Source organism: Curtobacterium sp. YR515 (genome assembly GCF_900113095.1).
Taxonomy (GTDB): Bacteria; Actinomycetota; Actinomycetes; order Actinomycetales; family Microbacteriaceae; genus Curtobacterium.
Map to the genome: position 1 here is coordinate 308,786 of NZ_FOOD01000005.1, position 26,123 is coordinate 334,908.

28 protein-coding genes and 1 riboswitch are annotated in these 26,123 nt (G+C 73.8%); of the genes, 11 read left to right on the plus strand and 17 right to left on the minus strand.

Translation table 11 applies throughout. The features are described from left to right. Positions 1–44 precede the first annotated feature (44 nt). Positions 45–857, plus strand: coding sequence for a ParA family protein (locus tag BM028_RS15620; protein ID WP_092387646.1), 813 nt, complete (start codon positions 45–47; stop codon positions 855–857). A gap of 576 nt (positions 858–1,433) precedes the next feature. On the opposite strand, the gene BM028_RS15625 is transcribed toward BM028_RS15620, so the two are convergent. The 5 genes from BM028_RS15625 to BM028_RS15645 all read right to left on the minus strand — a co-directional run bounded on the left by BM028_RS15625 (position 1,434) and on the right by BM028_RS15645 (position 5,467). After that, complete coding sequence (locus BM028_RS15625; RefSeq protein WP_070418635.1) at positions 1,434–1,994, minus strand: MerR family transcriptional regulator; 561 nt, start codon at positions 1,992–1,994, stop codon at positions 1,434–1,436. A gap of 193 nt (positions 1,995–2,187) precedes the next feature. Then, positions 2,188–2,892 carry a transcriptional regulator FtsR gene (gene ftsR, locus BM028_RS15630; RefSeq protein ID WP_092387648.1) on the minus strand — a complete coding sequence of 235 codons (705 nt, stop codon included), beginning with the start codon at positions 2,890–2,892 and terminating at the stop codon, positions 2,188–2,190. After that, positions 2,892–3,371 (minus strand): FHA domain-containing protein, encoded by a 480-nt coding sequence (locus BM028_RS15635; protein ID WP_071294956.1) that lies wholly within the window; start codon positions 3,369–3,371, stop codon positions 2,892–2,894. Before BM028_RS15635 ends, ftsR begins: the two co-directional genes overlap by 1 nt. 123 nt (positions 3,372–3,494) lie before the next feature. Then, a complete protein-coding gene (locus tag BM028_RS15640; protein WP_092387650.1) occupies positions 3,495–4,475 on the minus strand; it encodes a FecCD family ABC transporter permease in 981 nt (326 codons plus the stop codon). Beyond that, complete coding sequence (locus tag BM028_RS15645) at positions 4,472–5,467, minus strand: FecCD family ABC transporter permease (RefSeq protein ID WP_254803961.1); 996 nt, start codon at positions 5,465–5,467, stop codon at positions 4,472–4,474. Before BM028_RS15645 ends, BM028_RS15640 begins: the two co-directional genes overlap by 4 nt. 198 nt (positions 5,468–5,665) lie before the next feature. Between BM028_RS15645 and BM028_RS15650 the strand changes: the two genes are divergently transcribed. Beyond that, entirely contained in the window at positions 5,666–7,132 is a 1,467-nt protein-coding gene (locus BM028_RS15650; RefSeq protein WP_254803962.1) for a S1C family serine protease, read from the plus strand. Between the two features lie 11 nt (positions 7,133–7,143). Here the strand turns inward: BM028_RS15650 and BM028_RS15655 are convergent, their stop codons facing one another. Both BM028_RS15655 and BM028_RS15660 read right to left on the minus strand, forming a co-directional pair. Continuing rightward, complete coding sequence (locus BM028_RS15655; RefSeq protein WP_092387654.1) at positions 7,144–8,301, minus strand: hypothetical protein; 1,158 nt, start codon at positions 8,299–8,301, stop codon at positions 7,144–7,146. A 90-nt stretch (positions 8,302–8,391) separates the two neighbouring features. After that, positions 8,392–8,649, minus strand: coding sequence for a hypothetical protein (locus BM028_RS15660; RefSeq protein WP_217642532.1), 258 nt, complete (start codon positions 8,647–8,649; stop codon positions 8,392–8,394). 33 nt (positions 8,650–8,682) lie between these two features. Between BM028_RS15660 and BM028_RS15665 the strand changes: the two genes are divergently transcribed. Next, positions 8,683–9,045: an RNA-binding S4 domain-containing protein gene (locus BM028_RS15665; RefSeq protein WP_070418630.1), complete on the plus strand. Its 363-nt coding sequence runs from the start codon at positions 8,683–8,685 to the stop codon at positions 9,043–9,045. Between the two features lie 22 nt (positions 9,046–9,067). Here BM028_RS15665 and BM028_RS15670 read toward each other — a convergent pair whose 3' ends face one another. The 3 genes from BM028_RS15670 to BM028_RS15680 form a co-directional block, all read right to left on the minus strand. Continuing rightward, positions 9,068–10,015, minus strand: coding sequence for a J domain-containing protein (locus tag BM028_RS15670; protein ID WP_070418629.1), 948 nt, complete (start codon positions 10,013–10,015; stop codon positions 9,068–9,070). A gap of 161 nt (positions 10,016–10,176) precedes the next feature. After that, a complete protein-coding gene (locus BM028_RS15675; RefSeq protein ID WP_092387656.1) occupies positions 10,177–11,253 on the minus strand; it encodes a winged helix DNA-binding domain-containing protein in 1,077 nt (358 codons plus the stop codon). A 22-nt stretch (positions 11,254–11,275) separates the two neighbouring features. Next, entirely contained in the window at positions 11,276–12,022 is a 747-nt protein-coding gene (locus tag BM028_RS15680) for a phosphotransferase enzyme family protein (protein WP_092387658.1), read from the minus strand. A gap of 139 nt (positions 12,023–12,161) precedes the next feature. Between BM028_RS15680 and BM028_RS15685 the strand changes: the two genes are divergently transcribed. Both BM028_RS15685 and BM028_RS15690 read left to right on the plus strand, forming a co-directional pair. After that, a complete protein-coding gene (locus tag BM028_RS15685; protein ID WP_217647260.1) occupies positions 12,162–12,812 on the plus strand; it encodes a GntR family transcriptional regulator in 651 nt (216 codons plus the stop codon). Beyond that, positions 12,809–14,053: an MFS transporter gene (locus tag BM028_RS15690; RefSeq protein WP_092387662.1), complete on the plus strand. Its 1,245-nt coding sequence runs from the start codon at positions 12,809–12,811 to the stop codon at positions 14,051–14,053. The genes BM028_RS15685 and BM028_RS15690 overlap by 4 nt, the downstream gene beginning before the upstream one ends. Positions 14,054–14,067: 14 nt before the next feature. Here BM028_RS15690 and BM028_RS15695 read toward each other — a convergent pair whose 3' ends face one another. Beyond that, positions 14,068–14,958: an NUDIX domain-containing protein gene (locus tag BM028_RS15695; protein ID WP_071294962.1), complete on the minus strand. Its 891-nt coding sequence runs from the start codon at positions 14,956–14,958 to the stop codon at positions 14,068–14,070. Positions 14,959–15,025: 67 nt separating this feature from the next. Beyond that, a riboswitch (TPP riboswitch) is annotated at positions 15,026–15,121 on the plus strand. On the opposite strand from BM028_RS15695, the gene thiM reads away from it, so the two are divergent. From thiM to thiD, 3 genes are all read left to right on the plus strand, one after another. Beyond that, positions 15,110–15,958 carry a hydroxyethylthiazole kinase gene (gene thiM, locus BM028_RS15700; RefSeq protein ID WP_092387868.1) on the plus strand — a complete coding sequence of 283 codons (849 nt, stop codon included), beginning with the start codon at positions 15,110–15,112 and terminating at the stop codon, positions 15,956–15,958. Its footprint overlaps the riboswitch before it by 12 nt. Further along, entirely contained in the window at positions 15,955–16,695 is a 741-nt protein-coding gene (gene thiE / locus BM028_RS15705) for a thiamine phosphate synthase (protein WP_092387664.1), read from the plus strand. Before thiM ends, thiE begins: the two co-directional genes overlap by 4 nt. Then, a complete protein-coding gene (gene thiD, locus BM028_RS15710; protein ID WP_092387666.1) occupies positions 16,692–18,197 on the plus strand; it encodes a bifunctional hydroxymethylpyrimidine kinase/phosphomethylpyrimidine kinase in 1,506 nt (501 codons plus the stop codon). The genes thiE and thiD overlap by 4 nt, the downstream gene beginning before the upstream one ends. 226 nt (positions 18,198–18,423) lie before the next feature. Here thiD and BM028_RS15715 read toward each other — a convergent pair whose 3' ends face one another. The 4 genes from BM028_RS15715 to BM028_RS15730 form a co-directional block, all read right to left on the minus strand. Then, on the minus strand, positions 18,424–18,933 hold the full coding sequence (locus tag BM028_RS15715; protein WP_092387668.1) for a metallophosphoesterase family protein: 510 nt from the start codon (positions 18,931–18,933) through the stop codon (positions 18,424–18,426). Continuing rightward, entirely contained in the window at positions 18,930–19,400 is a 471-nt protein-coding gene (locus BM028_RS15720; RefSeq protein ID WP_070418620.1) for a MarR family winged helix-turn-helix transcriptional regulator, read from the minus strand. Before BM028_RS15720 ends, BM028_RS15715 begins: the two co-directional genes overlap by 4 nt. Positions 19,401–19,485: 85 nt before the next feature. Then, on the minus strand, positions 19,486–19,947 hold the full coding sequence (locus BM028_RS15725) for a VOC family protein (protein WP_070418619.1): 462 nt from the start codon (positions 19,945–19,947) through the stop codon (positions 19,486–19,488). A gap of 22 nt (positions 19,948–19,969) precedes the next feature. Then, complete coding sequence (locus BM028_RS15730; protein WP_070418618.1) at positions 19,970–20,266, minus strand: GNAT family N-acetyltransferase; 297 nt, start codon at positions 20,264–20,266, stop codon at positions 19,970–19,972. Between the two features lie 80 nt (positions 20,267–20,346). Here BM028_RS15730 and BM028_RS15735 point away from each other — a divergent pair, with 80 nt between their 5' ends. Further along, positions 20,347–20,994 (plus strand): NADPH-dependent F420 reductase, encoded by a 648-nt coding sequence (locus BM028_RS15735; RefSeq protein ID WP_092387670.1) that lies wholly within the window; start codon positions 20,347–20,349, stop codon positions 20,992–20,994. 176 nt (positions 20,995–21,170) lie between these two features. Here the strand turns inward: BM028_RS15735 and BM028_RS15740 are convergent, their stop codons facing one another. Further along, positions 21,171–22,139: an aldo/keto reductase gene (locus BM028_RS15740; RefSeq protein ID WP_070418616.1), complete on the minus strand. Its 969-nt coding sequence runs from the start codon at positions 22,137–22,139 to the stop codon at positions 21,171–21,173. Positions 22,140–22,237: 98 nt separating this feature from the next. On the opposite strand from BM028_RS15740, the gene BM028_RS15745 reads away from it, so the two are divergent. Continuing rightward, positions 22,238–23,488, plus strand: a complete 1,251-nt coding sequence (locus BM028_RS15745) for a hypothetical protein (protein ID WP_139219838.1) — start codon at positions 22,238–22,240, stop codon at positions 23,486–23,488. Positions 23,489–23,649: 161 nt separating this feature from the next. Here the strand turns inward: BM028_RS15745 and BM028_RS15750 are convergent, their stop codons facing one another. Next, complete coding sequence (locus tag BM028_RS15750) at positions 23,650–24,507, minus strand: LysR substrate-binding domain-containing protein (protein WP_070418614.1); 858 nt, start codon at positions 24,505–24,507, stop codon at positions 23,650–23,652. Between the two features lie 143 nt (positions 24,508–24,650). Here BM028_RS15750 and BM028_RS15755 point away from each other — a divergent pair, with 143 nt between their 5' ends. Next, positions 24,651–25,976: an MFS transporter gene (locus BM028_RS15755; protein ID WP_083403507.1), complete on the plus strand. Its 1,326-nt coding sequence runs from the start codon at positions 24,651–24,653 to the stop codon at positions 25,974–25,976. Positions 25,977–26,123 lie beyond the last annotated feature (147 nt).

Below are 26,123 nucleotides of genomic sequence, written 5' to 3' on the forward strand. Positions count from 1 at the left end.
CGGGTTGAGGTGAGACAACCCTACTGGCGGTAACGTTGCTCACCGTGCATGTACTCAGCGTGAGCTCCCTCAAGGGTGGTGTCGGCAAGACGACGGTGACGCTCGGCCTGACTTCGGCCGCGTTCGCCAAGGGACTGCGCACGCTGGTGGTGGATCTCGACCCGCAGTCGGACGTCTCGACCGGCCTCGACATCAACATCTCCGGCCACCTCAACGTGGCGGACGTCCTCGAGAACCCGAAGGAGAAGATCGTCCGTCAGGCGATCGCCCCCTCGGGGTGGACGAAGGGCTCCCAGGGCAAGATCGACGTCATCGTCGGATCGCCCTCGGCCATCAACTTCGACGGGCCGCACCCGTCCATCCGCGACATCTGGAAGCTCGAAGAGGCCCTCGCGAACGTCGAGCAGGACTACGACCTCGTCCTCATCGACTGCGCGCCGTCGCTGAACGCCCTCACCCGCACCGCCTGGGCAGCGTCCGACCGCGTGACCGTCGTCACCGAGCCCGGACTCTTCTCGGTGGCCGCCGCCGACCGGGCCCTCCGCGCGATCGAGGAGATCCGTCGTGGGCTCTCCCCCCGCCTGCAGCCGCTCGGCATCATCGTGAACCGTGCCCGCGTGCAGTCGCTCGAGCACCAGTTCCGCATCAAGGAGCTCCGCGACATGTTCGGCCCGCTCGTGCTCTCGCCGCAGCTGCCCGAGCGGACCTCGCTGCAGCAGGCGCAGGGTGCGGCGAAGCCCCTGCACGTGTGGCCGGGTGAGTCGGCGCAGGAGATGGCGAAGAACTTCGACCAGCTGCTCGAGCGCATCATGCGCACGGGCAAGATCGGCCCGTACGCCGAGGGCGGCGCGGCCTAGGGCACGTCGCGCCGCTGGGGCGTGGGCCGTGGGCCCGTTCGGCTTCGCCGAGCGGGCCTTTTCCGTCACGCTCGGGCGGCCGAACCGGCCGTTCTCGACCGCTCGGCATCCGGCACGCGGCGTGTCCCGACCGCTCGCCGGCGAACCCGCAGCTCGGCTCCGGTGGGTCGCGCACGGCGCGTCGATTCATCCCTCCGTCGACTGCCAGGAGGCACGGCTCGCCTCCGCCCCGCCGCACACCTCCGGCACGCACCGCGTGGGCGGTACACGCCGCGAGCCGTCCGCCGCACGGGCGGAACACGCCGCCGCGGGCACGTCCACCGAGCGGGCGGAACCCGCCGCGGGCACGTCCACCGAGTGCGTTTCGTCCGGTAGGGCATGTGCAGACGGACACGGGGCCGGCCGTCCGCCGAGCGGGCAAGACACGCCGCAGGCACGTCTGCCGAACGCGCGGACATGGGGCCAGCCGTCCGCCGAGCGGGCAGAACACGCCGTGGACCGCTCGCCGAGTGGGCACGAACGGCCGCTGTGCGTCGCCGAGAGTGACGTATTTTGCCCGCTCGGCGCCGCGCGGGACTAGGACGCGCGGGAAGCCCGGCGGGCGGCGAGCTCGTCGTCGGGGTCGGCCGCCGGCGTCGCGTCGAGCTCGACCAGCGAGGACTCGACCTCGCGCAGGACCTTGCCCACCGCGATGCCGAACACGCCCTGACCCCGCGACACCAGGTCGATGACCTCGTCGTCGGAGGTGCAGAGGTACACCGAGGCACCGTCCGACATGAGCGTCGTCTGCGCCAGGTCCGAGACGCCGGACTCGCGCAGCTGGTTCACGGCGGTGCGGATCTGCTGGAGGGAGATGCCCGTGTCGAGCAGGCGCTTCACGAGCTTGAGCACGAGGATGTCGCGGAAGCCGTACAGCCGCTGCGACCCGGAGCCCGCGGCCCCGCGGATCGTCGGCTCGACGAGCTCGGTGCGGGCCCAGTAGTCGAGCTGGCGGTAGGAGATGCCGGCAGCACGAGCAGCGACGGTACCGCGGTACCCGTTCTGCTCGTCGTGCTCGGGCAGGCCGTCGGTGAAGAGCAGCCCGAGGTCGTACCGGGTCATCTCCGACTCGGTGCCGGGGGTGTCGTTCCCACTCATCAGGCTGCCTTCCACGACGATCGAGCTCCCAACTGAACGTTCAATGACGGGTTGAGAGTTGTTCCGAGGTCCACGGTAGCGACTCGGACCGCTCCGGCGCGGGACATCCGACTCGGCGCGTCCGGCGTGTCGAGGATACGCCCCACCCACCGACGCGCACCAGCGGTCGAGGAGGGACGAGCCACGACGCGCGTCATGCGTCGAGACGCCCGATCGCCGTGCGGATGAGGTTCGACCGGATCACCTCGAGGTGGCCGGCGATCTCGCGCGCGAGCTCGGTCGCCTTCGCCCGGGACGTGGCGTCACCGCGGCGGGACACCGGCATGAGCGCGGACTCGATGAGCCCGACCTCGCGCTCGGCGACACTGCGCATCGTGCGGAGGTGTCGCGGTTCGATCCCGGTGCGCTGGAGTTCGACGAGGGCCTTGAGCACCGAGACCCCGTCGTCGCCGTACGCGTCGGCAGCGGGCAGCAGCGACGCCGAGACCGCATCGGCGAGGAGCATCGGCGAGGCACCGGCAGCCCGGACCGTCTCGTCGCGGGTGTAGCGCCGCTCACGCCCGAGGATGGACGGCTTCGGCGCGTCGCCGCCCCCGGGGAGGACCGGTTCACGCCCGGCGTCGAGGTCGGCCAGGTAGTCCTTGATGACCTTGAGCGGGAGGTAGTGGTCGCGCTGCAGCCCGAGGACGATCCGGAGCCGCTCGACGTCGGCCGCCGAGAACTTCCGGTAGCCGCTCGCGGTACGGATCGGGGTGACCAGCTCGCGCTCTTCGAGGAACCGGAGCTTCGAGCTCGACAGGTCCGGGAACTCCGGCTTGAGGCGTGCGAGGACCTGCCCGATCGTGAGCAGGTCCGGGACCGCGGACCCCGCCCGGGCCGCGGCGGACCGTACGGCCACTACGCGGTCGCCAGGCGCGCCAGGTCGACCCGGGAGGCGTAGAAGGTCAGGCGGAACTTGCCGACCTGCACTTCGGACCCGTCGGTGAGGAGTGCTTCGTCGATGCGGACGCCGTCGAAGTACGTGCCGTTGAGCGACCCGTTGTCCTTCACGCTGAAGCTCGTGCCGTGGCGGAGGAACTGCGCGTGCTTGCGCGACACGGTGACGTCGTCGAGGAAGATGTCGGCGTCGGGGTGGCGCCCCGCCGTGGTGACGTCCGAGTCGAGGAGGAACCGCGCACCGACGTTCGGCCCGCGACGGACCACGAGCAGCGCCGACCCGGAGGGCAGCGCGTTGATCGCTTCACGTTCTTCGGCGGACACACCGGACTCGGCAGTGAGCGCCGCCCCCATGTCCATGCTGAAGGTCAGTGTGGTGTCGACCAGCCGCTGCTCAGGGGTCTTCTGACCGTCCGGCTGCGGGACCACTGGTTCTGGCATCGTGGACCTCCTCCTCTTGGCGCACCAGCGTATCGGAAACGAGCGGCCGAACGGGAGCCCCGAACGGGGCTGGGGACAACTCGGCAGAACGCGTACAGCGAACGTACCGGGAACACGGATGCGTCAGCGCCCGCGCGCGAGCAGCCACAGCAGGTAGGGCGCCCCGATGACCCCGGTCACCACACCGACGGGCAGCGCGTTCCCCGGGATCGCGAACTGCGCGATGAGGTCGCTCGCCAGCGTGATCGCGGCACCGACGGCGGCGGTCGACCCGAGGGCGACCCGTCCGCCCCCGACGAGCCTCCGGGCGATGGGGGCCGCCATCAGCGCGACGAAGGACACCGGTCCCGCGGTGGCCACGGCGGCGGCGGTCAGGCACACGGCGGTCAGCAGGAGCAGCACCTTCGCGCGGTTCGGCCGGAGCCCGAGTGCCGATGCCACTTCGTCGCCGAGGGTCAGCACGGTGAGCCGCGAGGACTGCAGGAGGGCGAGCGTCGTGAACACCACGAAGACGACGGCGAGGACCCCGACGAGGTTCCGGTCGACGGCGTTCAGGCTGCCGGAGAGCCAGAGCAGCGCGGTGCCGGCCTGGGTGACCGTGCCGCTCGTGAGCATCCACCCGGTGATGCTCAGGCAGATCGCCGCGACGCCGATGCCCACGAGGACGACCCGGTTGCCGGTGATCCCCCGACACCACGCGAGTCCGGCGATGACGAGGGAGACGAGGACGGCACCGACGAGCACCACCGAGAACAGGGTCCCGCCGCTCGCGCCGAACAGGACGATGGCGGTCAGGCCGGAGGCGCTCGCACCCGAGGTGATGCCGATGACGTCCGGACTCGCGATGGGGTTCCGGACGACGCTCTGCACGATGCCACCGGCCACGCCGAGCGACGCCCCCACGAGGATCGCCCCGGCGACCCGTGGGCCACGGAGCTGCCCGATCACGAAGTCCGAGACGGTGTCGCCGCGCCCGACGAGCGCGCTCGCGACCTGCACGGGCGAGAGCGGGATCTCGCCGACGCCGAGCCCGACGAGCACGAGGGCGACGAGCAGGACGAGGACGGCGCCGAGCACGAGCCACTCGCGGCGCACGGCGGTCACAGGCCCTTCACCGCCCGCGACCGCACGAGCCAGATGAACACCGGCGCGCCGATGAGTGCCGTGACGATCCCGACCTGCAGCTCCCCCGGGTACGCCACGACGCGGCCGATCACGTCGGCGACGAGCAACAGCGCCGGCGCGACGACGGCCGACAGCAGGATCGTCCACCGGTGGTCCGGCCCGCTCAACCGACGGACGGCGTGCGGCACGGCGAGCCCGATGAACGCGATCGGCCCGGCCGCCGCGACGGCCGACCCGGCGAGGAGCACGGTGACGACTCCCCCGACGGCGCGCACGAGCACGACACGCTGCCCGAGCGACGCGGCGAGCTCGTCACCGAGCGCGAGCGTGTTGAGCGACCGGCCGAGGGCGAAGGCGATGGCGAGCCCGACGAGCACCGGGACCGTGATCACCCCGGCGGTGCCGAGGTCCTTGCCGGCCAGCGCTCCGACCTGCCAGAAGCGCAGCTGGTCGAGGAGGCTCTGGCTCGTCACGAGCACCGCCGTGGTGATCGAGGACAACGCAGCGGCGACGACGGCACCGGACAGGGCGAGTCCGACGGGCGACAGCCCCCGACGGGCCACGGCGGCGATGCCGTACACGAGGAGCGCGGCGAGGGCGGCCCCGAGGAAGGCGAACGGCAGGTACGCGGCGGTGCCGCTGACGCCGAACAGCGCGATCCCGGCGACGACCGCGAGCGCGGCCCCCGAGTTGATGCCGAGGACGCTCGGATCGGCGAGCGGGTTCCGGGTGACGCCCTGCATGACGGCGCCGGCGACCCCGAGCGCGGACCCGGCGAGGAGTCCGACGACGGTGCGGGGCACGCGGTTGCCGAGCACGATCAAGCCGATCTCGTCGTTCCGTCCGGGGTGCAGGACGGTGTCGAGCACGGTGCCGAGCGGGATCGGACGGGAGCCGAAGGCCACCGAGAGCGCCACTGCCACGACGAGGACGACCACCGCCAGCACGGTGGCGCCGACGAGGCGGGACACGGAGCTGGGCGCAGGAGGGGTGGGCGACGGCGAACGCATGGGAAGTAAGGCAACCCTAACGGACGACGTCGTACGGCGACCCCCGAGCAAGCCGTGAGCAGCCGCAGAGTCCGTTCATAGGTTCGTCATGGGAACCGGGCCTGTACTCGTACCCATCGACGCCCGACCGGGCAGCCGAGGGACGACCGGAGAGCACTGATGAACGAGACCCCGAACCCCGCCGCCGACGAGAACGGCACCGCCCGCACCGACGCCGCGCAGCCGCAGGCCGGGGCGACGTGGGAGGCACCGCACGCCGACCCGTCGACCCTCCGCTCGGCCTACGCGTTCGACGGCAGCGGCCCGTTCCTCTACGGGCCCGACGGCTCCGGCCCCTACGGCTACACCCCGGACGGCCGCGGCCCGTTCCTGATCGGCAGCCCGTCGCTCCCCGGGTTCCAGAACGGCTGGGTGCACGGCGCCGCCGCAGCGAACCACGCCACGAAGCGGCCCCGGCGACTGGGCCTGATGATCGGCTCCGGCATCGCGGCCCTGGCGATCGTCGGTGCGGCGGGCGGGACCGCGCTCGGACTGTCCTCGCAGCACACGACGACGACCTCGAGCCAGTCGCAGGGCACGACGCTGCCGGACACCGGATCGGGTTCCGGCACCGGCTCCGACGGCAGCGGCACGAACGGCTTCACGGTGCCGGGCGACGGCACCGGCAGCGGGTCGAGCGACGGCGGCAGCGGCACGAGCACCGAGTCCGCGGCGACCGCGGCGACGAGCGCCCAGAAGAAGGGCGTCGTGACGATCAACACCGTCCTCAACTACGACGAGTCGTCGCAGGCGGCCGGCACGGGCATGATCCTCACCTCGAACGGCACGATCCTCACGAACAACCACGTCATCCAGGGCGCGACGAGCATCACGGTCACCGACGAGACGACCGGCAAGGAGTACAAGGCGGACGTCGTCGGGACGGATGCCACCCACGACGTCGCGGTCCTCAAGCTCGAGGGCGCGTCGGGCCTGTCCACGGTGACGCTCGACGACGACGGCGAGCCGAGCACCGGCGACACCGTGACCGACGTCGGCAACGCCGAGGGCACGGGCAACCTCGTCGCCGCCGAGGGCACCGTGACCGCGACCGACCAGGACATCCAGGTGCAGAGCGAGTCGGGCACGGGCACCGAGTCGCTGCAGGGACTCATCGAGGTCGCGGCGGACATCGTCTCGGGCGACTCGGGCGGTCCGGTGCTCGACAGCGAGGGCGAGGTCGTCGGCATGGCCACCGCGGCGTCCTCGGGCACGGCGGACGTCACCGGGTACGCGATCCCGATCACCACGGCGAAGTCGATCGCGGACAAGATCCTCGCGGGCGAGTCGTCGTCGACGATCACCATCGGACTGCCGGCGTTCCTCGGGGTCGAGGTCAGCGGGACGGCCTCGACGGGCGGCGTCGCGGTCGCCGGCACGGTCGAGGGCTCCGGCGCCGCGTCGGCCGGTCTCGCCGCCGGCGACACGATCACGAGCATCGACGGCACGGCCGTGGCGAGCTCGGACGCGCTGACCTCGGCGATCCAGTCGCACTCGGTCGGGGACAAGGTGACGGTCGGGTACACCGACAGCACCGGTGCCGCGAAGACCGTCACGGTCACCCTGACCGCCGGCCCCGCGGCCTAGCAGAGAACGGCTCAGCCGAGCAGCGCCCGCACCACCGACCGGTACACGTTCGCCGGGGAGTCCGTCGTGAAGGCGGTCTCCCCGGCTTCCGTGCGTCCGACGCGTGCGAAGCCCTGCCCCGCCGCGTGCACGACGACGATCGGGTTCGGCTTCCCCGGACGACGCAGCGACGACACCGTCCACGGAGCCGCCCAGAAGCGCGCGAGCCGCGGGTCCGCCTCGGCGATCGCCGTCGGCAGGTCCGGGGCGGCGTCCGCCCCGGAGGTCCGACGCCCGAGCAGGTCCGCCCGGAGCGACCCCGTGCGGAACGGGAAGGTCCATGCCGGACCGATGCCGAGCCTCCCGGCCACGAGCGCGACCACGCGCTCGACCGGCAGCTGCGCGATCACCGCGCCCGTCTCGTCCGTCCCGTCCACGACGGTCTCCGACCAGGCCTGGAGGCGCGTGGTGCGCCCGTCGGGCAGCCGCTGTTCCAGGGTGACGGGCTGGGCATCGCCCTCCCACGGTGCGAGGAGCGCCTGCGTCGACTCGGGCAGGGTGCCGAGCCGGCCGACCAGGCCGGACTCGATGAGCTCGCGTCCGGCGGGCGTGCGGAGGAGCGTGGGGTTCCAGCGACGCCCGGCGAGCGAGCGCAGGGTGGCGAGGGCCTCGGAGCCGAGGTGGGTGCCCTCGAGGTCGGCGGCGGGTGCGGGCTCCGGCAGGGCCTCGAGGTCGCGCTGCACCCGCGACGGTGCGGGTTCGGTGGCGCGGACGCTGTCGAGCACGGCGAACACGAGGTCGTCGGTGGCGAGCATCCGGGCGAGGGGCCGCTCGATGGTGAGGTCGACGCGGTGCCGTCCGGTGACGAAGAGCAGGTGCGCTCCCGCGACGTCGCCGCCCTCGTCGGGCCGGGCGTACTCGACGAGGCGCGCCGGCGCTCCCGCGGTCGTCCACGGGTCCGAGCCGATGAGTCGGAGCCCCTCGACCGAACCGGGGAGGCGTTCGAGCAGACTCGTGTGCTCCTCCGCGACGGTCCGGTCGCTCGGACGCGATCGGACGGTGAGCACGACGTCGTCGCCGGTGACGCGCAGGTCCGCCTGTGCCGAGTCCTCACGGCGCCACGCGTCGGGGCGGCGGAGGGTCAGGCGGGCGGTGCGGTCCTCGGTGCCGAGTGGGACGGGGACGGCCATGGCACGAGGCTACGTCGGGGCCGGTGCGGGGGCGGTGGCGGCTCGCCGGGCGCGCGCGCTTCCGGTGCGCGCGAGGTCGGACCGGCGGACTCAGGGGCGGCGCGGGCGCGGCGCGGGCGGCGGCGGGACCGGCTTCGCGGCGACGACGTCGGCGAGCGCCACCTCGACCGGGCCCCGGCGGGTGTCGATCGTCACGGACGACGCGGTCCGGGCGACGATGACCCCGAGCGCGTCCTGCGCTCCCCCGCCGTGGTGCGCCCGCACGACCACGCGGTCCCCGACCGCAGCGTCCCGGAGGACCCCGAGCGCCAGCGCCCGGGCGATCGCGTCCTGACCGGTGCCCTCCACGCCCCCAGCGTAGGGCGCGCCTAGAGTGTGGGGATGGCCAAGGCACGCGTGGACAGCTGGATCTGGGCGGTGCGGATCACGAAGACCCGCTCCGCCGCGACCGCCGCGTGCAAGGCCGGCCACGTCCGGGTGAACGGGGAGCGTGCGAAGCCCGCGCAGCCGATCGGCCCCGGGGACGAGGTCCGGGTCCGGCAGAACGGGTTCGACCGGATCGTCGTCGTCACGGGGATCATCCTCAAGCGGACGAGCGCGCCCGAGGCCGCGAAGCACTTCGAGGACAAGACCCCGCCGCGGCTCCCCAAGGAGGAGGCCGGCTTCGTCCCGATGCGCGACCGCGGCGCCGGACGCCCGAGCAAGCGGGAGCGCCGCGACCTCGAGAAGCTCCGCGGCTACTGACCCCGCCGCCCCGCCAACGCCATCAGACGAAGCGGACGGTCTGCTGCAGGCGGTCGCGGACCTCGAACACGTCGACGCTCCCCTCGGGCGACCACACGCCGCCCAGTACCTGCCCGAGCGCACTGCGGCGGACGACGAGCGCCGTGGGCTTCCGGGGCGAGCCGACGACCTGCACGTCCTCGTCCACCGCGGAGTCCGGCACGACGAGCAGCCGGCCGGTGAACCGCACCCGGGTCTGCTTCTGCACGGCGCGGGCGGCCCGGACGAGCTCCTTCACGGGGCGCTCCCCCGGCGCCAGGGTCTCCCCCGTGATCTCGCCGTGCTCGACGCGGACCGGGGCACCCCAGTCGATCGACTCGACGGCCCACAGCCCGCTCGGGGTGAGGACCGCGTGGTCGAGCTTGCCCTCGGCCCCCGCGTCGAGGTCGTGCCACACCGTCACGCCGATGCCCATCTCGGAGACGATCGACGCGGTCGCCTCCTCGGCGAGCGCCTCGGCCAGCAGCCGTCGGATGTGCCGGGGAGCGGAGCGGATGAGCGTGGGGTCGTAGGGGTCCTCGATGGGGTCCCCGAGGCCGACCCACTCGCGCTCGGCCTGCAGGAAGACCTCGCGCGATCGCCCGCCGGGATGTCCGTGGGACCGGGCCCGCGGACGTGCATCGCGACGCGCTGCCGGGGGTGCGTAGGCGTCGCGGCCGGTGTCGCTCCTCCAGGCGGAGGAACCGGACGGGCCGGACGCGCTCTGCTGGCTGCCGCGCTGGGATCCCGCGTCGTAGGCGCGGCGTGCGGCGGGGGTGCCGATGCGTTCCCAGGCGATCTGGACCTGGCGGAAGCGGCGGGCGTCGCCGCCGAGGTCGGGGTGGGACTCGCGGGCGGCGCGGCGGTAGGCGCGGCGGAGTTCGTCGTCGTCGGCGGTCGCTCGGACGCCGAGGACTTCGTACGGGGTGGCGTCGGCCGGGCTGTCGGTCATGGCCCTGCGACATTACCCGAGGGAGCGTCGGAGTCCGCCGCGTGGCTGCTGGGTGCTGCCTGGAGGCGCGGGTCGGGTCCGGTACGTCGGCACGGGGTCTCCGACACCCCACCTGTCGATCGACCGGTGCGGTGTCGCGGACGGCGTGCGGGACGGGATGGTCAGGCGACGGCGAAGGAGACGGGGGCCGCGAGGAACGATCCGTACCGGTCGGCAGCGGCCTCGAGGGCACGGACCGCACCGGCGTCGAGCGACTCGAAGGGCGTGACGGTGACCCGGACGTCGCGGGTGCGCTCGGTGCGGCTCCAGGTCCCGACGACCCGACCCCGCACGACGGCCATCGGCAGGAACATGCCGTTGGCGCCGGGGACGACCCGGTCGGCGTGCACGGGGTCGAGCTGGACGGAGCGGTCGGCGTACCCGAGGAGGTACTCGTCGAACCCGGGCAGGAGGTGCCCGGTCGGCACACCCCCGGGGTCGGGTCGGTCGGCGAGGGCGAGGAGTCCGTCGCCGAGGTCCTCCACGGCGTCACCGGCCACCGCTCGGGCACGTCGGACGTCGCCGAGCGGCAGCTTCGTCCACGAGGCGGTGTCGGCCTCGGTCACCGGGCCCCTCCCGCGCAGGTGACCGATCAGCACCCGCCGCAGGGCCTCGTCGCGGTCGGGCAGGTCGGCCGTCGCCGGTGCCCACTCGTCGAGGAGCACGAGCCCCTGGCCGACGCGGGCGGTGGGCCCCCAGGCGACCATCCCCTCGAGCGCGAGGCGGAGCAGCACGTGGTACCCCAACCCTCGCGTCGGGTCGATGCCGGCGCCTCGGTAGACGTCGAACAGGTCGTCGCGCACGAGTGACCGACCGCCGGACAGTGCGTCGGCCGTGGCGTCCCGGGCGGTGCGGAGGACGTCGTCGTCGATGCCGAGCTCGATCGCACGTCGGGCGATGGAGCGGATCGTCCGATCGGCGGTGAGGGAGAGCAGCAGTCGGAGGTCGTCGGGGCGCATCGCGTGCAGGGTGCCGCGCATCGGCCACGAACGGACGACCTCGCCGCGGTCGAACGCGGCGCGGACGTCGTCGCGCGTGGACCCGGGCGCGCGGACGCCGATGGCCCAGGTGACCTGCCCGAGGTCCTGCCCCTGGACGGCGAGCATGCGTTCCACCACCGCGGTCGGCCCGAGCCCGGGCACGGCGATCCCCTGGGCGGCGAGGCGCATAGCGCGCAGCTGGGCCGGTGTGGTCGTCATGGCACCAGCATCGCCGTCGCGGTCAGGCGACGGCTGCGGTGATCTCGTCGGCGTGCTGCTCGATGTACGCCACGTCGGCCCGGTAGAGGTCGGCGTGCCCGTGCTGCAGGTCGCTCACGAACTTCGGGTTCCCGGCAGCCGCCTCGGTCTCCATGGTCGTGACCAACGCGACGAGGGAGCCGAGGATCGTCTCGGCGAGGACCTCGCGCGACCGGGCGTCCAGCTCGTAGGCCCGGCAGAACTCGGCGGCGCGGTCGAGCCGTTCGTCGAGCGACGGCGCGGTCGACCCCTCGATGACGCCGGTGGTGAACGGTGCGAACCGGTACACGGCACTGGCCACGTCCCAGACCCGCGGCCCGGGGTGCGCGGTGTCGAAGTCGATGAGCCCGACCGCGGCGATGCCGTCGTAGACGCAGTTGTACGGCGCGAAGTCGCCGTGCACGATCGTCTCGGCGGGGTACCGCTCCGCCTGTGACCAGACGTCGCGGGCGTCGTCGCGCGTGAAGGTGGCGGCGGCGTCGTGGTAGTGCCGCAGCAGCCGGGCGGTCGTGACGAGGGCGGCCTCGCTCGCGACGTCGGCCGTCCACGGGTATTCCCCCGCTTCGCCGGGGACGAACGAGACGGTCTCGAGCGTGTGCCCGAGCTCGATCGGTTCCGGTGCTGCGACGAACCCCTGTTCGTGCAGGTGGGCGAGCAGCCGGTGCACGGTCGGTGTCCACGGCCCTGCCGGGCGGTGCACGCGATCGTCGGCCCTGGTGATCCGCTCCATCGGAACCTCCTGTTGTACGTCTCCGTTGACGTGGTGGCCCAGCGTATCCGCCCGTGCGCCCCGGTGTCGCGGTCCACGTGTGAACAGCGCGTGACACGACCGCATGCACCGTTGCATGCAAGGGGTAGGATCGTCGACCGTGAGCACCCCGAGCACGAACACCACCGCCCAGGCAGCGTCCGACCGGGCCTACGACCACGTGAAGCGCGCGATCATCCGCGGCGACCTGCCCGGCGGCACGGCGATCAGCGAGAACGCGCTCTGCCAGGAGATCGGCGTGTCGCGGACGCCCGTGCACGAGGCGTTCCTGCGTCTCGCCGCCGAGGACCTGCTCACCCTCGAGTCCCGGAAGGGCGCCGTCGTCCGGCCGATGTCCCCGAGCGAGGCGGCCGACGTGCTCGAGATGCGGGAGGCGATCGAGTCGACCGCGGCGGCCCGCGTCGTCACGGACGGCCGCGTGGCGGACGTCACCCCGTTCCTCCAGGCGATGCTCGCGGAACAGGAGCAGGCGGTCGCGACCGGCGACGTCGACCGGTTCATCGAGGTCGACGCGGAGTTCCACGGTGCCGTCATCGGGGCGTCGCGGAACGCGATCGCCGTCATGTTCGCCCGGACCCTGCGCGACCGGCAGCAGCGGCTGCGGCACCACCTGATGCGGCTCCAGCCGTCCCAGTTGCAGGCGTCCCTCGAGGACCACCGGGCACTGGCCGCCGCGCTCGAGGCCGGCGACGCCCTCCGCTACGCCGAGGTCCTCCGCACCCACGTCGCGTCGCACCGGGGCGCCCTGTGAGCGCCACCACCGGCAGCGTCCCGACCACCGGCTCGCTCGCGGTCCCGGACGCCCGCGTCCTGCCGTGGGTCGCCGTCTGGGGCGCGGTGTTCGTGTGCTCGTGGGGCGGGAACCAGTTCTCGCCCCTGCTGCTCATGTACGAGGAGCGCGCGCACTACTCGTCGCTGCTCGTGAACGTCTTCCTCGGCGTGTACGTGCTCGGACTCGCGCCGGCACTCCTCGTCGCCGGGTCCCTGTCCGACCGGCACGGCCGCCGCCCGCTCATGCTCGCCGGGATCGTCTCCGCCGTCGTCGGCAGCGGGCTGCTGGCGTTCGGCCCGCTCGGCGCGGGGTTCCTCATGGCCGGACGCCTGTTCTCCGGGGTCACCGTCGGGATCGCGATGGCGGTCGGCAACAGCTGGGTGAAGGAGCTCTCGCAGGGACGCTTCGACCCGTCGGCCGACGCCGGGTCCGGTGCACGTCGGGCGTCACTGGCGTTCACCCTCGGGTCGGCGTCGGGTGCCCTCGTCGCCGGGCTCATCGCGCAGTGGGGGCCGATCCCCGAGGTCCTGCCCTTCCTCGTGCACATCTGCGTCGCCGTCCCCTTCGCCGTGATCGTCTGGCGAACGCCGGAGACGAGCCGCTCCGGCGGTCTGCCCGGACCCTGGTGGAAGCAGCTCGCCGTACCGAGCGCCGGGCACCGCCGGTTCACCCGGGTCGTGCTCGTCGCTGCGCCGTGGATCTTCGGGTCAGCCGCGATCGGGTACGGGTACCTGCCGACCAAGCTGGCCGGGGCGACCGGCACGTGGGGGCTCGTGTTCGCCACCGCCGCCACCGTCGTCGCCCTCGGGGTGTCGAGTGCCGTGCAGCCCCTCGCCGGGCGGGTCACCTCGCTCCTGTCGGCACGCGGACTGCTGACCGCCGTGGCGCTCATGACCGCGGGCATCGCCGTGGTCGTCGTGGCGGTCCAGCTGCAGTCCGTGGCGATCGGGCTCGTGGCGAACGTCGTGATCGGCCTCGGCATCGGGCTGGCGCTCGTGTCGAGCCTGCTCGAGGTCCAGCGGATCGCGGGGACACGCGACCTGGCCGGACTCACCGGGGTGTTCTACGCGGCGGCGTACGCCGGGTTCCTGGCGCCGGCGGTCATCGCCGCGGTGGCGAACGTCGTGGCCGTGCCGACGATCCTGTGGGTGGTCGTCGGGCTCGGGGTGCTGTCGTGGGTGGCGATCCTGGTGTCGTCGCGGAAGCACATCCCCGCGTAGCCGGAACCGCGCGGTCAGAACTGGTCGCGCAGCCAGGCCGGCCCGTGCACCGCGGCGCCGAGCTCCTCGACGCGGGCCCGGAGCTCGCGGTCGGCGGTCACCACGACGACCGGCGTGTGGCCGGCGTCCACCGCGGCCCGAGCAGCCTCGACGATCGCGTCGTCACCCGACCCCGGCGCGCGCACGACGGACACCGGGTCGTCCGCGCCCACGGCGTCCCGCGCCGCACCCTCGAGCACCACGGTCCACCGCGGCCACCACCGGTCGAACGGCAGCGCGAGCACCTCGGCCGACACACCCGCCGCGGCGAGCGCCCCCACCGACCCGAGCAGCCGCGACGCAGCCCCCGCCCGGTCCTTCCACCACCCGTCCGGCACACTGCCGACCACGTTCGCCGCGTCCACCACGACGTGCGGTGTCGTCTCGATCCGTGCCCGCAGCGCCGGCCACGACGCCCCGAACCCGGGGTGCAGCGGCAGGTCCTCGACGTCGCCGACGGGCACCCAGGCCAGTTCGAGGCTCTCGCGGTCCGCGATCACCGGTTCGAAGGCCCTGGAGGCGCGCCCCACCACCGTCGTGTACGTCCAGAACCCGAGGTCCAGCACGGCGGTGTGCCGGAGGTCCACGCCGTCCTCGGGCACGCCGGCTTCCTCCGCCGACTCGCGGAGCGCCCCGGTCACGGCGTCCTCGCCGAGGTGGCGGGCTCCGCCCGGGATCCCCCAGGTGCCGCCGTGGTGGCTCCACTCGACGCGGTGCTGCAGGAGCACGCGCCCGGAGCCGTCGTCGACGAGGAGTCCGGCCGCGCCGAACCGACCCCAGGCCTTGGTGCCGTCGGGGCCGACCGCCCAGGCGTCGCCGGGGTCGCGGGGGCCGGGAGGCGGCCCGGGAGGCGTGGTGTCTGGCACCCGTCAACCCTGTCACACGGGACCCGTCATGTGACCGGAGACGTCGGAGCCGCTCGTGTACGGTGTCGGTCGAGACACGGGGTGCCGCAACCAGCGGCTGAGATCACACCCGTCGAACCTGCTCGAGCTCGTACTCGCGAAGGGATCGTCCATGCACACTGCTGCGCCCGCCCCCGACTGGGCCCGTCGGACCGCCGAACTCCTCGAGGCCGTCCGCGCCCGGAGTCCCCTGGTGCACTGCATCACGAACACCGTGGTGCAGAACGTCACCGCGAACGTGCTGCTCGCACTCGGCGCCTCGGCCGCGATGGTCGACGTCGTGACCGAGGCCGGGCCGTTCGCCCGGGTCGCCGACGCCCTGCTGGTGAACACCGGCACGCCGCACGCCGAACCCCGGGCCGCGTCGCTCGAAGCCGCCTCGGCAGCGGTCGACGCCGGCACGCCCTGGGTGCTCGACCCGGTCGCCGTCGGCTCCCTGCCGGTGCGGACGGCCCTCGCCCGGGACCTGCTGGCACTCGGCCCGACGGTGCTGCGGGGCAACGCCTCCGAGGTGCTCGCGGTGCTCGGCGCCTCGGCCGGTGGTCGTGGCGTCGACAGCACGGTCGGCACCGACGACGCGCGAGCGGCCGCGGTCGACGCGGTGGCCGCCAGGCGCGTGGCCGCGGTGGCCGTGTCGGGTCCGGTCGACCTGCTGGTCGCGCCCGGCACCGGCGTGGTGCGCGTCGCGAACGGCACGGAGCTGCTCACGCGGATCACCGGCGGCGGGTGCGCGCTCGGTGCCGTCGTCGCCGCGTTCACCGCCGTCTCCCCCGAGGACCCGGGCGCGGCCGCCGTCGCCGCGACCGCGGTGCACACGATCGCGGCCGAGCTCGCCGCGCGCGAAGCCGGCGGACCGGGCACGTTCCAGCCGCTGTTCCTCGACCGCCTGGCGTCGCTCTCGCCGGATGACGTCGTGCGCACGGCGCGCATCACCGTCGAGTCCCCGGCGGTGGCCGCGTGAGCGCCGGTGGGTTCGGCGTGTACCTCGTGACCGACCCGGCGCTGTCGGACCGGCACGGCATCGGCGTGCTCGGGGTCGTCCGTGCCGCGGTGCACGGCGGGGTGCGGATCGTGCAGGTGCGCGACAAGGACGCCTCGGCCCGTGACCTGCTGGCGCTGACCGCCGCGGTGGCCGACGCCGTGGGCGACCGGGCGACCGTGGTGGTCGACGACCGGTTGGACGTCGCCCTGGCCGCTCGGCACGCGGGACACCGGGTCGCGGGCGTGCACCTCGGCCAGTCCGACGTCCCCGTCACCGCCGCTCGCGCCCTGCTCGGAGCGGACGCACACGTCGGGCTGACCGCGAACACCCCGGAGCACCTCGCCACCGTCGCCGCACTCCCCCGCGGCACGGTCGACCTGCTCGGGGTCGGCGTGGTGCACCCGACCACGACGAAGGCGGACCACCCGCCGGCCCTGGGCCACGACGGGTTCGGCCGGCTCGTACGCGCGACGGACGTGCCGTGCGTGGCGATCGGCGGGGTGACGCTCGACGACGTCGTGCCGCTCCGGGCAGCCGGTGCCGCGGGCGTGGCGGTCGTGTCGGGCATCTGTGCCGCGGCCGACCCCGGGTCCGCCGCGGCGGCGTTCGTGTCCGCGTGGGGCCCTGGACCCGACCACGGGGCGGAGGCGGGGCCGTCGGGCGGTGGCGATCCGTTCCTCCTGGCCGACGCGACGCACCACGGGGCGGACGCATGAGCGTCCCGCGCGTCCTGAGCATCGCCGGGACCGACCCGACGGGTGGGGCGGGGATGCAGGCGGATCTCAAGGCCATCGCCGCGCACGACGGCTACGGCATGGGCGTGGTGACCGCGCTCGTCGCGCAGAACACGCACGGGGTGCGTTCGGTGCACGTGCCGGACGTCGCGTTCCTGCGCGAACAGCTCGACGCGGTGTCGGACGACGTCGTGGTCGACGCCGTGAAGGTCGGGATGCTCGGCACCGCCGAGGTCGTGCGGGTCGTGACCGAGTGGCTCCGCGAGCACCGCCCGCCCGTCGTGGTGGTCGACCCCGTGATGGTCGCGACGAGCGGGGACCGGTTGCTCGACGAGGACGCCTCGCGGGCGATGACGACGCTGCTCGGGCTCGCCGACCTCGTGACGCCGAACCGGGCGGAACTCGCGGTGCTCGCCGAGCTGGCCACCCTGGACGGACGGGCCCCGGACAGCGCGGAGGACCGGGCGCTCGCCATCGCCCGCACCTGGGACGTGCTCGTGCTCGCGAAGGGCGGCCACGACGACGGCGACACCTCGGACGACGTGCTCGTCGGGCCCGCCGGGGTGCTCCGGACGTTCAGCGCGCCACGCGTCCGGACCACGAACACGCACGGCACCGGGTGCTCGCTGTCGAGCGCGATCGCGACGCTCGCGGCCCGCGACGGCGACTGGGAACTGGCCGTCGGCACGGCGAAGCGCTGGCTGACCGCGGGCCTCCGCGGCGCCGACGCCCTGCACGTCGGCACCGGGAACGGTCCGGTCGACCACGGCGCGCTCGTGCGTGCGGAGCGGCCGGAGCCGAGGTGGACCGACCGCTGGTGGGACGACGTCGCCGAGGTCCTGCACGAGACGATCGCGTGCGACTTCCTCGCCGGGATGCGCGCCGGGACGCTCGACCCCGAGGTGTTCGCCGCGTACCTGGCGCAGGACGTCCACTACCTCCGCGCGTACGAGCGGCACCTGGCGCTGCTCGGCTCGTGGACGACCGGGGCCGAGGCCGCGTTCTGGCAGGCATCGGCCCAGGGCTGCGCCGACGAGGCCCGCGACCTGCACCATCGACGCCTCGCCGGCACGCACGCCGAGGACCCCGTCCACCCGGTCTGCGCCGGCTACCTCGCCCACCTGCAGGCCGCTGCGGACTCCGGGTCCGTCGGGGTCCTCGCCGCGGCGGTGCTGCCGTGCTTCCGCGTGTACGCGTGGGTCGGGACGCAGATCGGCACCGTCGGGTCGGACCACCCGTTCGCGGACTGGATCGGCGCGTACGGCGACCCGGGGTTCGCGGAGGCCTCCGCGGACGCGACGGCCCGGGTCGAGCGGCTCGCCGCGGCGGCGACGCCGGCCGAGCGCGGTGCGATGACGCGCGCGTTCCGCGCGTCGACCGCGTGGGAGCTCGCGTTCTTCCGGATGCCGACCGCGGGGACGGGCCCGGGGGCGGGCCCAGCGGCGGGCCCGGACTGTGCCGCCGGAACGACACGCTCCCGCTGAGCGCCGCGGTCCCTGGCGCGGAAGCGACAGGGTGCCGTCACGGTTCGACGGCACCCTGTCGCTTTCGCGGGCGGGGGCGGGCAGGCGCGCGGACGGGGCGGGCGGGGGCGGGCGGGGCGGGCGGACGCGTCGGACGGGGCGGGCGGGGCGGGCAGCAGCGCGGCCGGGGACGCGGGGCGTCGCGGACGGGAGGCGCGGTGCGGGACCGACCCGCGCCTCCTGGCCGTCAGCGGGTCGCGGGAGGCAGCCGCACCAGCTCGACCGACAGGTCGCGGCCGTCGACCGCACCGCGCATCCACGTGTGGTCCGGCTGGCGGCGCCGGTCCGTCGGCGAACCCGGGTTGAGCAGCCGCAGCCCCGATGGCGCGACCGTGTCCCACGGGATGTGCGAGTGGCCGAAGACGAGCACGTCGACGTCCGGGTACGCGGCCGTCATGCGACGCTCACGGCCCGTCGCGGCACCGGTCTCGTGCACCAGGGCGACGCGCAGGTCCTCGACGGCGAAGCGGGCCTCGAGCGGCAGGCGGTCGTCGAACTCGGGGCCGTCGTTGTTGCCGCGGACGCCCTCGAACCGCGCCGACCGGGCCTGGACGGCGTCGAGCGTCACGAGGTCCACCCAGTCGCCGGCGTGCACCACGAGGTCCGCGGCGTCGATGTCCGCCCAGAGCCCGGCCGGCAGGTCCTTCGCCCGCTTCGGCAGGTGGGTGTCCGAGAGCAGGACGAACGAGGTCGTCACGGCGTGGTGCGTCCGGGCATCGGCAGCCCCGCCTCGTCCGCGGCGCCGAGCCGTTCGAGGAGCCCCGCGAGGAGCGCGATGTCGTCGTCCGACCAGCTCGCGAGCCGTTCGTCGAGCGCGTCGCGGTGCAGCTGCACGGAGCGTTCGAGTGCGGCACGGCCGGCGTCGGTGGCCACGAGGGGCTTGGCGTTGCCGGTCCCGCCGTCGACCGTCCGGATGAGCCCGGCCGCCAGCAGCCCGGACAGCTGCCGCGAGATCGTGGAGCGGTTCAGCCGCAGGTACCGGGCGATGTCGATCGCCATGCAGCCCTCGTGCTGGACGACGAAGTCGACGAGGGACTGGTCGACGACGCTGAGGATCGCCTCCGAGCCGCGTGCCCGGATGCTCGCGCGGCGGGTGATGCGGGCGAGTTCCGTGTACGCGCGTCCGATGTCGCTGTTGCGGACATCGGGCCTCGGTTCGCTCATCGGACGGACTCCAGCCTGTCTGCGCCGGGACCTGCCGGCGGTGTTCGGTCCCGCCACCATACCGGCGGGTACGGATCGCGCCGGCTCAGTGACCCGCCGCGGCGGCCCGCAGGGCGGGGATGTCCAGCTTGACCATCTGCATCATGGCCTCGAAGACGCGGGCGTTGGCCTCGGGGTCGCCCGAGCCGGTCATCAGGTCGCCCATCATCGACGGGGTGACCTGCCACGCCACACCCCAGCGGTCGAAGAGCCATCCGCACCGGCTCGGACGGCCACCGTCGGCGAGCAGGGCGTCCCAGATGCGGTCGAGCTCCTCCTGGTCGTCGACGTCCACTTGGAACGAGACCGCGTCGGTGTGCTCGTGCCCCGGACCGCCGTTCATCGCACGGTAGGGCTTGCCGAGGAGCGTGAACTCGACGACGAGAGTCTGCCCGTCCGGGGTCTTGCTCACGCTGTCGATGCTGCTGTCGGGGAAGAGCGAGACGTAGTGCTCCGCCGCCTGCTCGGCCTGGTCGTCGTACCAGAGGAACGGGGTGATCGTCGGCATGGGCGGGGCCTTCCGGTTCGGCTCAGTCCGCGGCGCCGCGGCTGAGCAGGTCTGCCTTCTCGGGGTGCTCGTCGAACCACTTGCCGACGAACCAGCACATCGGGACGATGCGCCGGGTGGAGTTCGCCTCGACGTCGGCGACCGCGAAGTCGACGAGCTCGGCGGCGTACCCGTGCCCGCGGTGCTTCGGCACCGTGTACGTGTGCGGGAACGCGATCGCGTCGCCGTTCTCGCGGTAGTCGAGGACGCTCACGAGTTCGCCGCCGACGTACATCGCGTAGCGGTCCTGGTCGGCTTCGTCGCGGAACTCGTGGTCCATGCCGCCATCATGCACCCTCGGCGCGGGCGCGGGACGCGTCCGGGAATGGGCGGGTCGGGGTCGGGCGTTGGTCGGACACCATGACGACAATCGGCATCATCGGCGCAGGCAACATCGGATCCCAGCTCGCACGGTTGGCGGTGCGGAACGGACACGAGGTGGTGATCGCGAACTCCCGCGGCCCCGAGACCCTGGCGGACCTGGTCGCGGAGCTCGGCGCGGGTGCCCGCGCCGCGACCCGCGACGAGGCGGCGGCCGCTGGCGAGATCGTCGTCGTCACGACCCCGCTCGCCGCGATCGAGACCATCCCGGCCGGCCCCCTCGAGGGCAAGGTCGTGATCGACACGAACAACTACTACCCGCAGCGCGACGGCCACATCGAGGCGCTCGACTCCGAGACCACCACGACCGCGGAGCTCCTGCAGGACCACCTCCCCGGCGCCCGGGTCGTGAAGGCGTTCAACCACATCGGCGCCGCGGACCTCACCGGCCACGCCTCCGCTGCGGGCACCCCGGACCGTCGCGCGCTCGTGGTGGCCGGGGACGACGCCGAGGCCAAGCGGGTCGTGTCGGACCTCATCGACCAGTTCGGGTTCGACGTCGTGGACGCCGGGCCCCTCGCCGAGGGCTGGCGCATCCAGCGCGACACCCCCGGGTACGGCCCGCGGCTGACCGCGGCGGAGCTGCGCGAGGCACTCGCGTCCGCGGAGCGGTACCGCGACATGTAGGTCGCGACCCCCTGCGGGACGGGAGGCGCGGGTCGGTCCGGCACCGCGCCTCCCGTCCCGCAGGACGACCGTCCTCACGCGCTGGCCGACAGTTCACGCGCCCTGTCACGCGTGACGTGTCGCTCAGCGCGTGAGGACGCCCACGGCCGCCGCGTCCGCGGCCGCGGCGCGCCCGCTCAGGCGCCGTCGAAGACCAGCGTCATCTCGGCGAGGTCGTCCTCGGACGGCTCCCACGCCGTCCCGGCCTCGGCGTTCTGCCGGATCTGCTCCGGCTTCGTCGCCCCCGCGATGACGCTCGACAGCCCGGGCTGGGCCAGCAACCACGCGAAGGTCGCCTGCAGCATCGTGACGCCGCGCTCGTCGCAGAACCGCTGGAACTCCTCGAGGATCTCCCACGGCGCGTCCTGCAGCAGCTGCGGCTTCGCCGTGGTGAGCCGCCCGTCCGAGGGCCCGCCGGCCTTCGTGTACTTGCCCGTCAGCAGGCCGTTGTACAGCGGGAAGTACGGCAGGAACCCGAGCGCGTACGCACGGACGGCCGGCAGCACCTCGTCCTCGACGCCCCGGGCGAGCGGGCTGTACTCGTTCTGCGCGGACACGAACGCCGTGGTGCCGGCGATGGAGGCGGTGAGCTCGGCCTCGGCGATCTGCCACCCGGCGAAGTTCGAGTGGCCGATGTAGCGGATCTTGCCCTCGCGGACGAGGTCGTCGAGCACGGACAGCGTCTCCTCGATCGAGGTCACGTCGTCCGGGCCGTGCATCTGGTAGAGGTCGATCCAGTCCGTCCCGAGGCGCTTGAGCGACGACTCGACCGCCAGCCGCACGTACCGCCGGGAGCCCCGCACGCCCCAGTCCGGCCCGTTCACCCCCTGCATGTCCATGCCGAACTTCGTGGCGAGGACGATCTCGTCGCGACGTCCCGCGATGGACCTGCCGAGGAGTTCCTCGGACAACCCGCGCCGGCCGCCGTAGACGTCCGCGGTGTCGAACAGGGTGACGCCGGCGTCGAGGGCCGCGTGGACGACGGCGTCCGTGCCCTCCTGCGTCTCGGTCAGCGTGCCGGGTCGGCCGAAGTTGTTGCAGCCGATGCCGACGGTGGAGACGACGAGCCCCGACGGCCCGAGTGGACGGTGTTCGATTCCGGTCATGCCCCGACCGTACCGGCGACCCCGGAACTGGGGCTGCGCCAGCCGCACGGGTTGCCGTTAGAACTGACGATGGATCAGCCTACGGAGGGAGCACCGCAGTGGCATCGCATCGCATGCCGGACGAGGACCGGCCGCGTCGCGCCGTCCCCGACTGGGTCACGGCTCCCCCCGAGGGCGCGGCAGACGGCCTGGAGGCGCGCCCCGCCCCCGTCGCCCCGACCCCCGCTCCGGAGACGGCCGGCCCCGGCAGCACGCTCCCCGCACCGCCCGCCACACCGGCACTCGTCGACGACGACATCGTGGTGCCCGACTTCCCGCCGGAGGAGCACCTCCTGCCCCCGGCCCCGACCTCGCCCGCGGTGCACACGGTCCCGTTCGACACGGCCTCCATCGGCCCCGCCCCGGTCTCGCCGATCGACGCCGTCGGTGCCGTCGGTGCCGCGTCCGTCACGCCGGGGGCCGCACCCGCTCCCGCCGCGCCGGTCGTCCCGGCGGGCCCCAGCGTCCCGGTCGTCGGTCAGCCCCGGTTCTCCGTGCCGGGCCTCGAGCACGTCGTCGTCGAGGGGTCGGAACCGGCTCCCTCGGGACCGATCGGCTACCGCACCCCGGCCCGGTTCGCCCACCAGCGCCCCGCCGCTCCGGCCGCCGTGGCTCCGGCGTCCGCCGCTCCGGCTGCGGCTCCGGCCTTCGACGCCGTCATCGCTCCGCCGGCACCCGGGGGCCCGGGCTCGACACCGGCTCCCCGTGCGGATGCACTGCCGCCGACCGAAGCGCTCCCCCTGATCGACCTGCCGACCCGCGGCTCGGACACGGGACGCGGCCGGTCGACGAGCCCACGAACGTCGAAGGGCACGAAGCCCTCGAAGGGCACGACGGCCGCGAGGCCTGCCCGGCCGTCGCGCACGAGGAAGCCGACCGCGAGGACCGCGACCGACGCGCCCCCGGCGGTGGACGCGACCACCCCGGCTGCCGCGACGGTGCGTGGCGGGGGCGGGCCGCGCCTCCAGGCAGCCGGGACGACGCAGCGGGTGGGGACGACTCCCGGGGCCGTCCTCGGCGCCCTCGCCGGACTCGCCACCCTCGGACTCGGCGCGTGGTGGTTCACCGCCCCCGCGACGGTGCACGGTGTCGGGCTGGTGCTCGGCGTGCTCGCGCTCCTGCTCTCGATCGTGACGCTGCGGCGGCCCGAGGCGACGTGGCAGCGGCCGCTCGCGCTCCTCGGTGCCGTGCTCGGCGGGGTCGGCACGCTCGTGCTGCTGTGGGCCGTGGCCTCGGCGGTGCTGCCGCTCGTCGGGGTGACGCTGCCGGACCTCACCGGAACGGGGACGGTCCCGACGCTCGCGCCGTAGCGCGCCGCGCTGCGCGCGCCCCGCTGCGCGCGCCGCGCGCCCCCGCGCTGCGCCCCGCGCCCCCGCGCCCCGCGCCCCGCGCGTTTCGTGAGCAGAAATGGTCGGGTGCGCGCCACCGACCCGACCATTCCTGCTCACGAAACGACCACGCGCCGCCCCGCTCACACCGCGCGGACCACCCCGCGCGACAGGATCGCGTTCGTCAGGGCGTCGATCGGTTCCCGCTGCACCGTCGGGTTCGCGATGAGCACGTAGTCGACCGCCGGGAGGTCCGGCAACGCCAACCGCTGCGACACCTTCACGAGGTCCGCCGGGATGAGCGAGTGCGGGAACACCGCGACCCCGATCCCCGCCCGGACGGCCGCGAGCACCCCGTTCACGTCGCGCGTGTTGCAGGTGATCCGCCACGTGCGTCCGGCGGACTCGAGCGCGTCGATCGCCATCTGTCGACTGATGCTCGGCGCCTGGTACGCGATGAGCGGCACGGGCTCCCCCGGCTCCAGCGCGATGCCGTCCTGCGCCATCCAGACCATCTGGTCGGTCGCGACACGGGTGCCCTCGGCGGACTCCCCCGCGGTCTGCTTGATGAACACGAGGTCGAGCTGCCCCGCGTGCACCCGGCGGAGCAGCGGTGACGACTGGTTCACCGTCAGCTCGAGGTTCACCTGCGGGTGCAGCCGTCGGAAGTCCCGCAGGATCCGGGGCAGCTGCGTGATCGCGAGGTCGTCCGCCGCCCCGAACCGGAGCCGCCCGCGGGTCGCGGCTCCCGAGAAGTACGCGTCGGCGGTGGCGTGCGCCGCGAGGATCGTCCGCGCGAACCCGGCCATCGCGTCCCCGTTGTCGGTGAGCGCCACGCCCCGGGTGTCCCGCGCGACGAGGGTCCGGGAGACGGCCGTCTCGAGCCGCCGCACGTGCTGCGACACCGTGGGCTGGCTGATGCCGAGCCGAGCGCCGGCTTGGGTGAAGCTCCCGGTCTCGGCGACCGCGAGGAACGTCTGCAGCAGAACCGGATCCAGCACCGGACACCCTTCGTCGTGACGACCCCATTCGACTTCGCAATGGAGTGATAGCCACCATAGGGGTATCGAATGGGCCGCGCGCAGTTAGTTTCGAGTGGGTACAGTCCCGCCTGCTCCACCTCGACCTCCGGAGACCCCCACTCGTGAGTGCGTCATCGACGACCCTCCCCCCGCCCACCGAACCGCTGCCGATCCAGGCCACCAGACCGCCGTGGCGCCACACCCTCATCGCCCTGTCGGTGCCGAACTTCCGGCTCTTCACCGCCACGAACCTCGTCGCGATGACCGCCGGCTGGATGCAGCGCATCGCGCAGGACTGGCTCGTCCTGCAGCTCACCGGGTCGGTCGCGCAGGTCGGCATCACGGTCGCGTGCCAGTTCGCGCCGATGCTGTTGTTCGGGCTCCTCGGCGGAGTGCTCGTCGACCGGTTCTCCAAGCGCGCCCTGATGATGATCACGCAGGGCTCGTTCGCCGTGCTGTCGGCCCTGCTCGCCGTCCTGACGCTGTCCGGGGTGGTGCAGGCGTGGCACATCTGGGCGATCGCGTTCGTCGTCGGCATGGTCACGGTCATCGACAACCCCGCGCGCCAGGTGTTCGTCACCGAGATCGTCGGCCACGAGCACCTGCGCAACGCCATCAGCGTGAACTCGTCGGTCTTCCAGCTCGGCGGCATGATCGGCCCGGCCCTCTCCGGAGCGCTGCTCGTCGCGGTCGGCGCCGGCTGGTCGTTCGGCGTCAACGCGATCGCCTGCGTCGCCGTGGTCGTGACGCTCGGGTTCCTGAAGGTCTCGGAGCTCCACCGCACACCCCCGGCACCACGCGGGAAGGGGCAGCTCGTCGAGGGCCTCCGCTACGCCGTCCGGAAGCCGACCATCATCGTGCCGGTCATCCTCGTGGCGTTCTTCTCGGTCTTCGCGCTGACGATGCCGGTGCTGCTGTCGGCCTTCGCGTCCGAGGTGTACGACGTCGGCGCTGGTGGCTACGGCGTGTTCAACTCCGCCGTCGCGATCGGCGCGCTGGCCGGCGCACTGCTCTCGACGCGGCGCGCCACCGTCCGGCTCCGCACCATCGTCGGCGGGGTGTTCTGGACGGGGATCCTGCTCGTGGTCTCCGGCTCGATCCCGGTCATCGCGCCGTTCACCGTCGCGCTCGTCGCCGTCGGGATGTCGCAGCTGCTCTTCCAGACCGCGTCGAACTCGCTCGTGCAGCTGTCCTCGAACGTCGCGATCCGAGGCCGGGTGATGTCGCTCTACGTCCTCGTGCTGCTCGGCGGGCAGGCGATCGGCGGCCCCCTCATGGGCCAGGTGGTCGACCACTTCGGGGCCCACGTCGGGATGGTCGTCGCCGGAGGCGTGCCGGCCGCAGCCGCGGCCGTCGTCGGGCTCGTGCTCGCCCGCCGCGGCGGGCTCCACCTGGCGGTGCGGATGCGGCACCACATGCCGGTGCCGTCGATCGTCGGGCACCGCTGACGCGTCGGACGGGAGGCGCGGTGCGGGCGGGCGCCGCGCCTCCCGTCCGACGCGTGGTCGCGCTGGGCGCGCGCTCGCTCGCTGCTGCCGTCGACTGCGCGGGCGCGTCGCCGCGCCCTCGCGCTGCCGCGTGGCTGCACTGTCGCG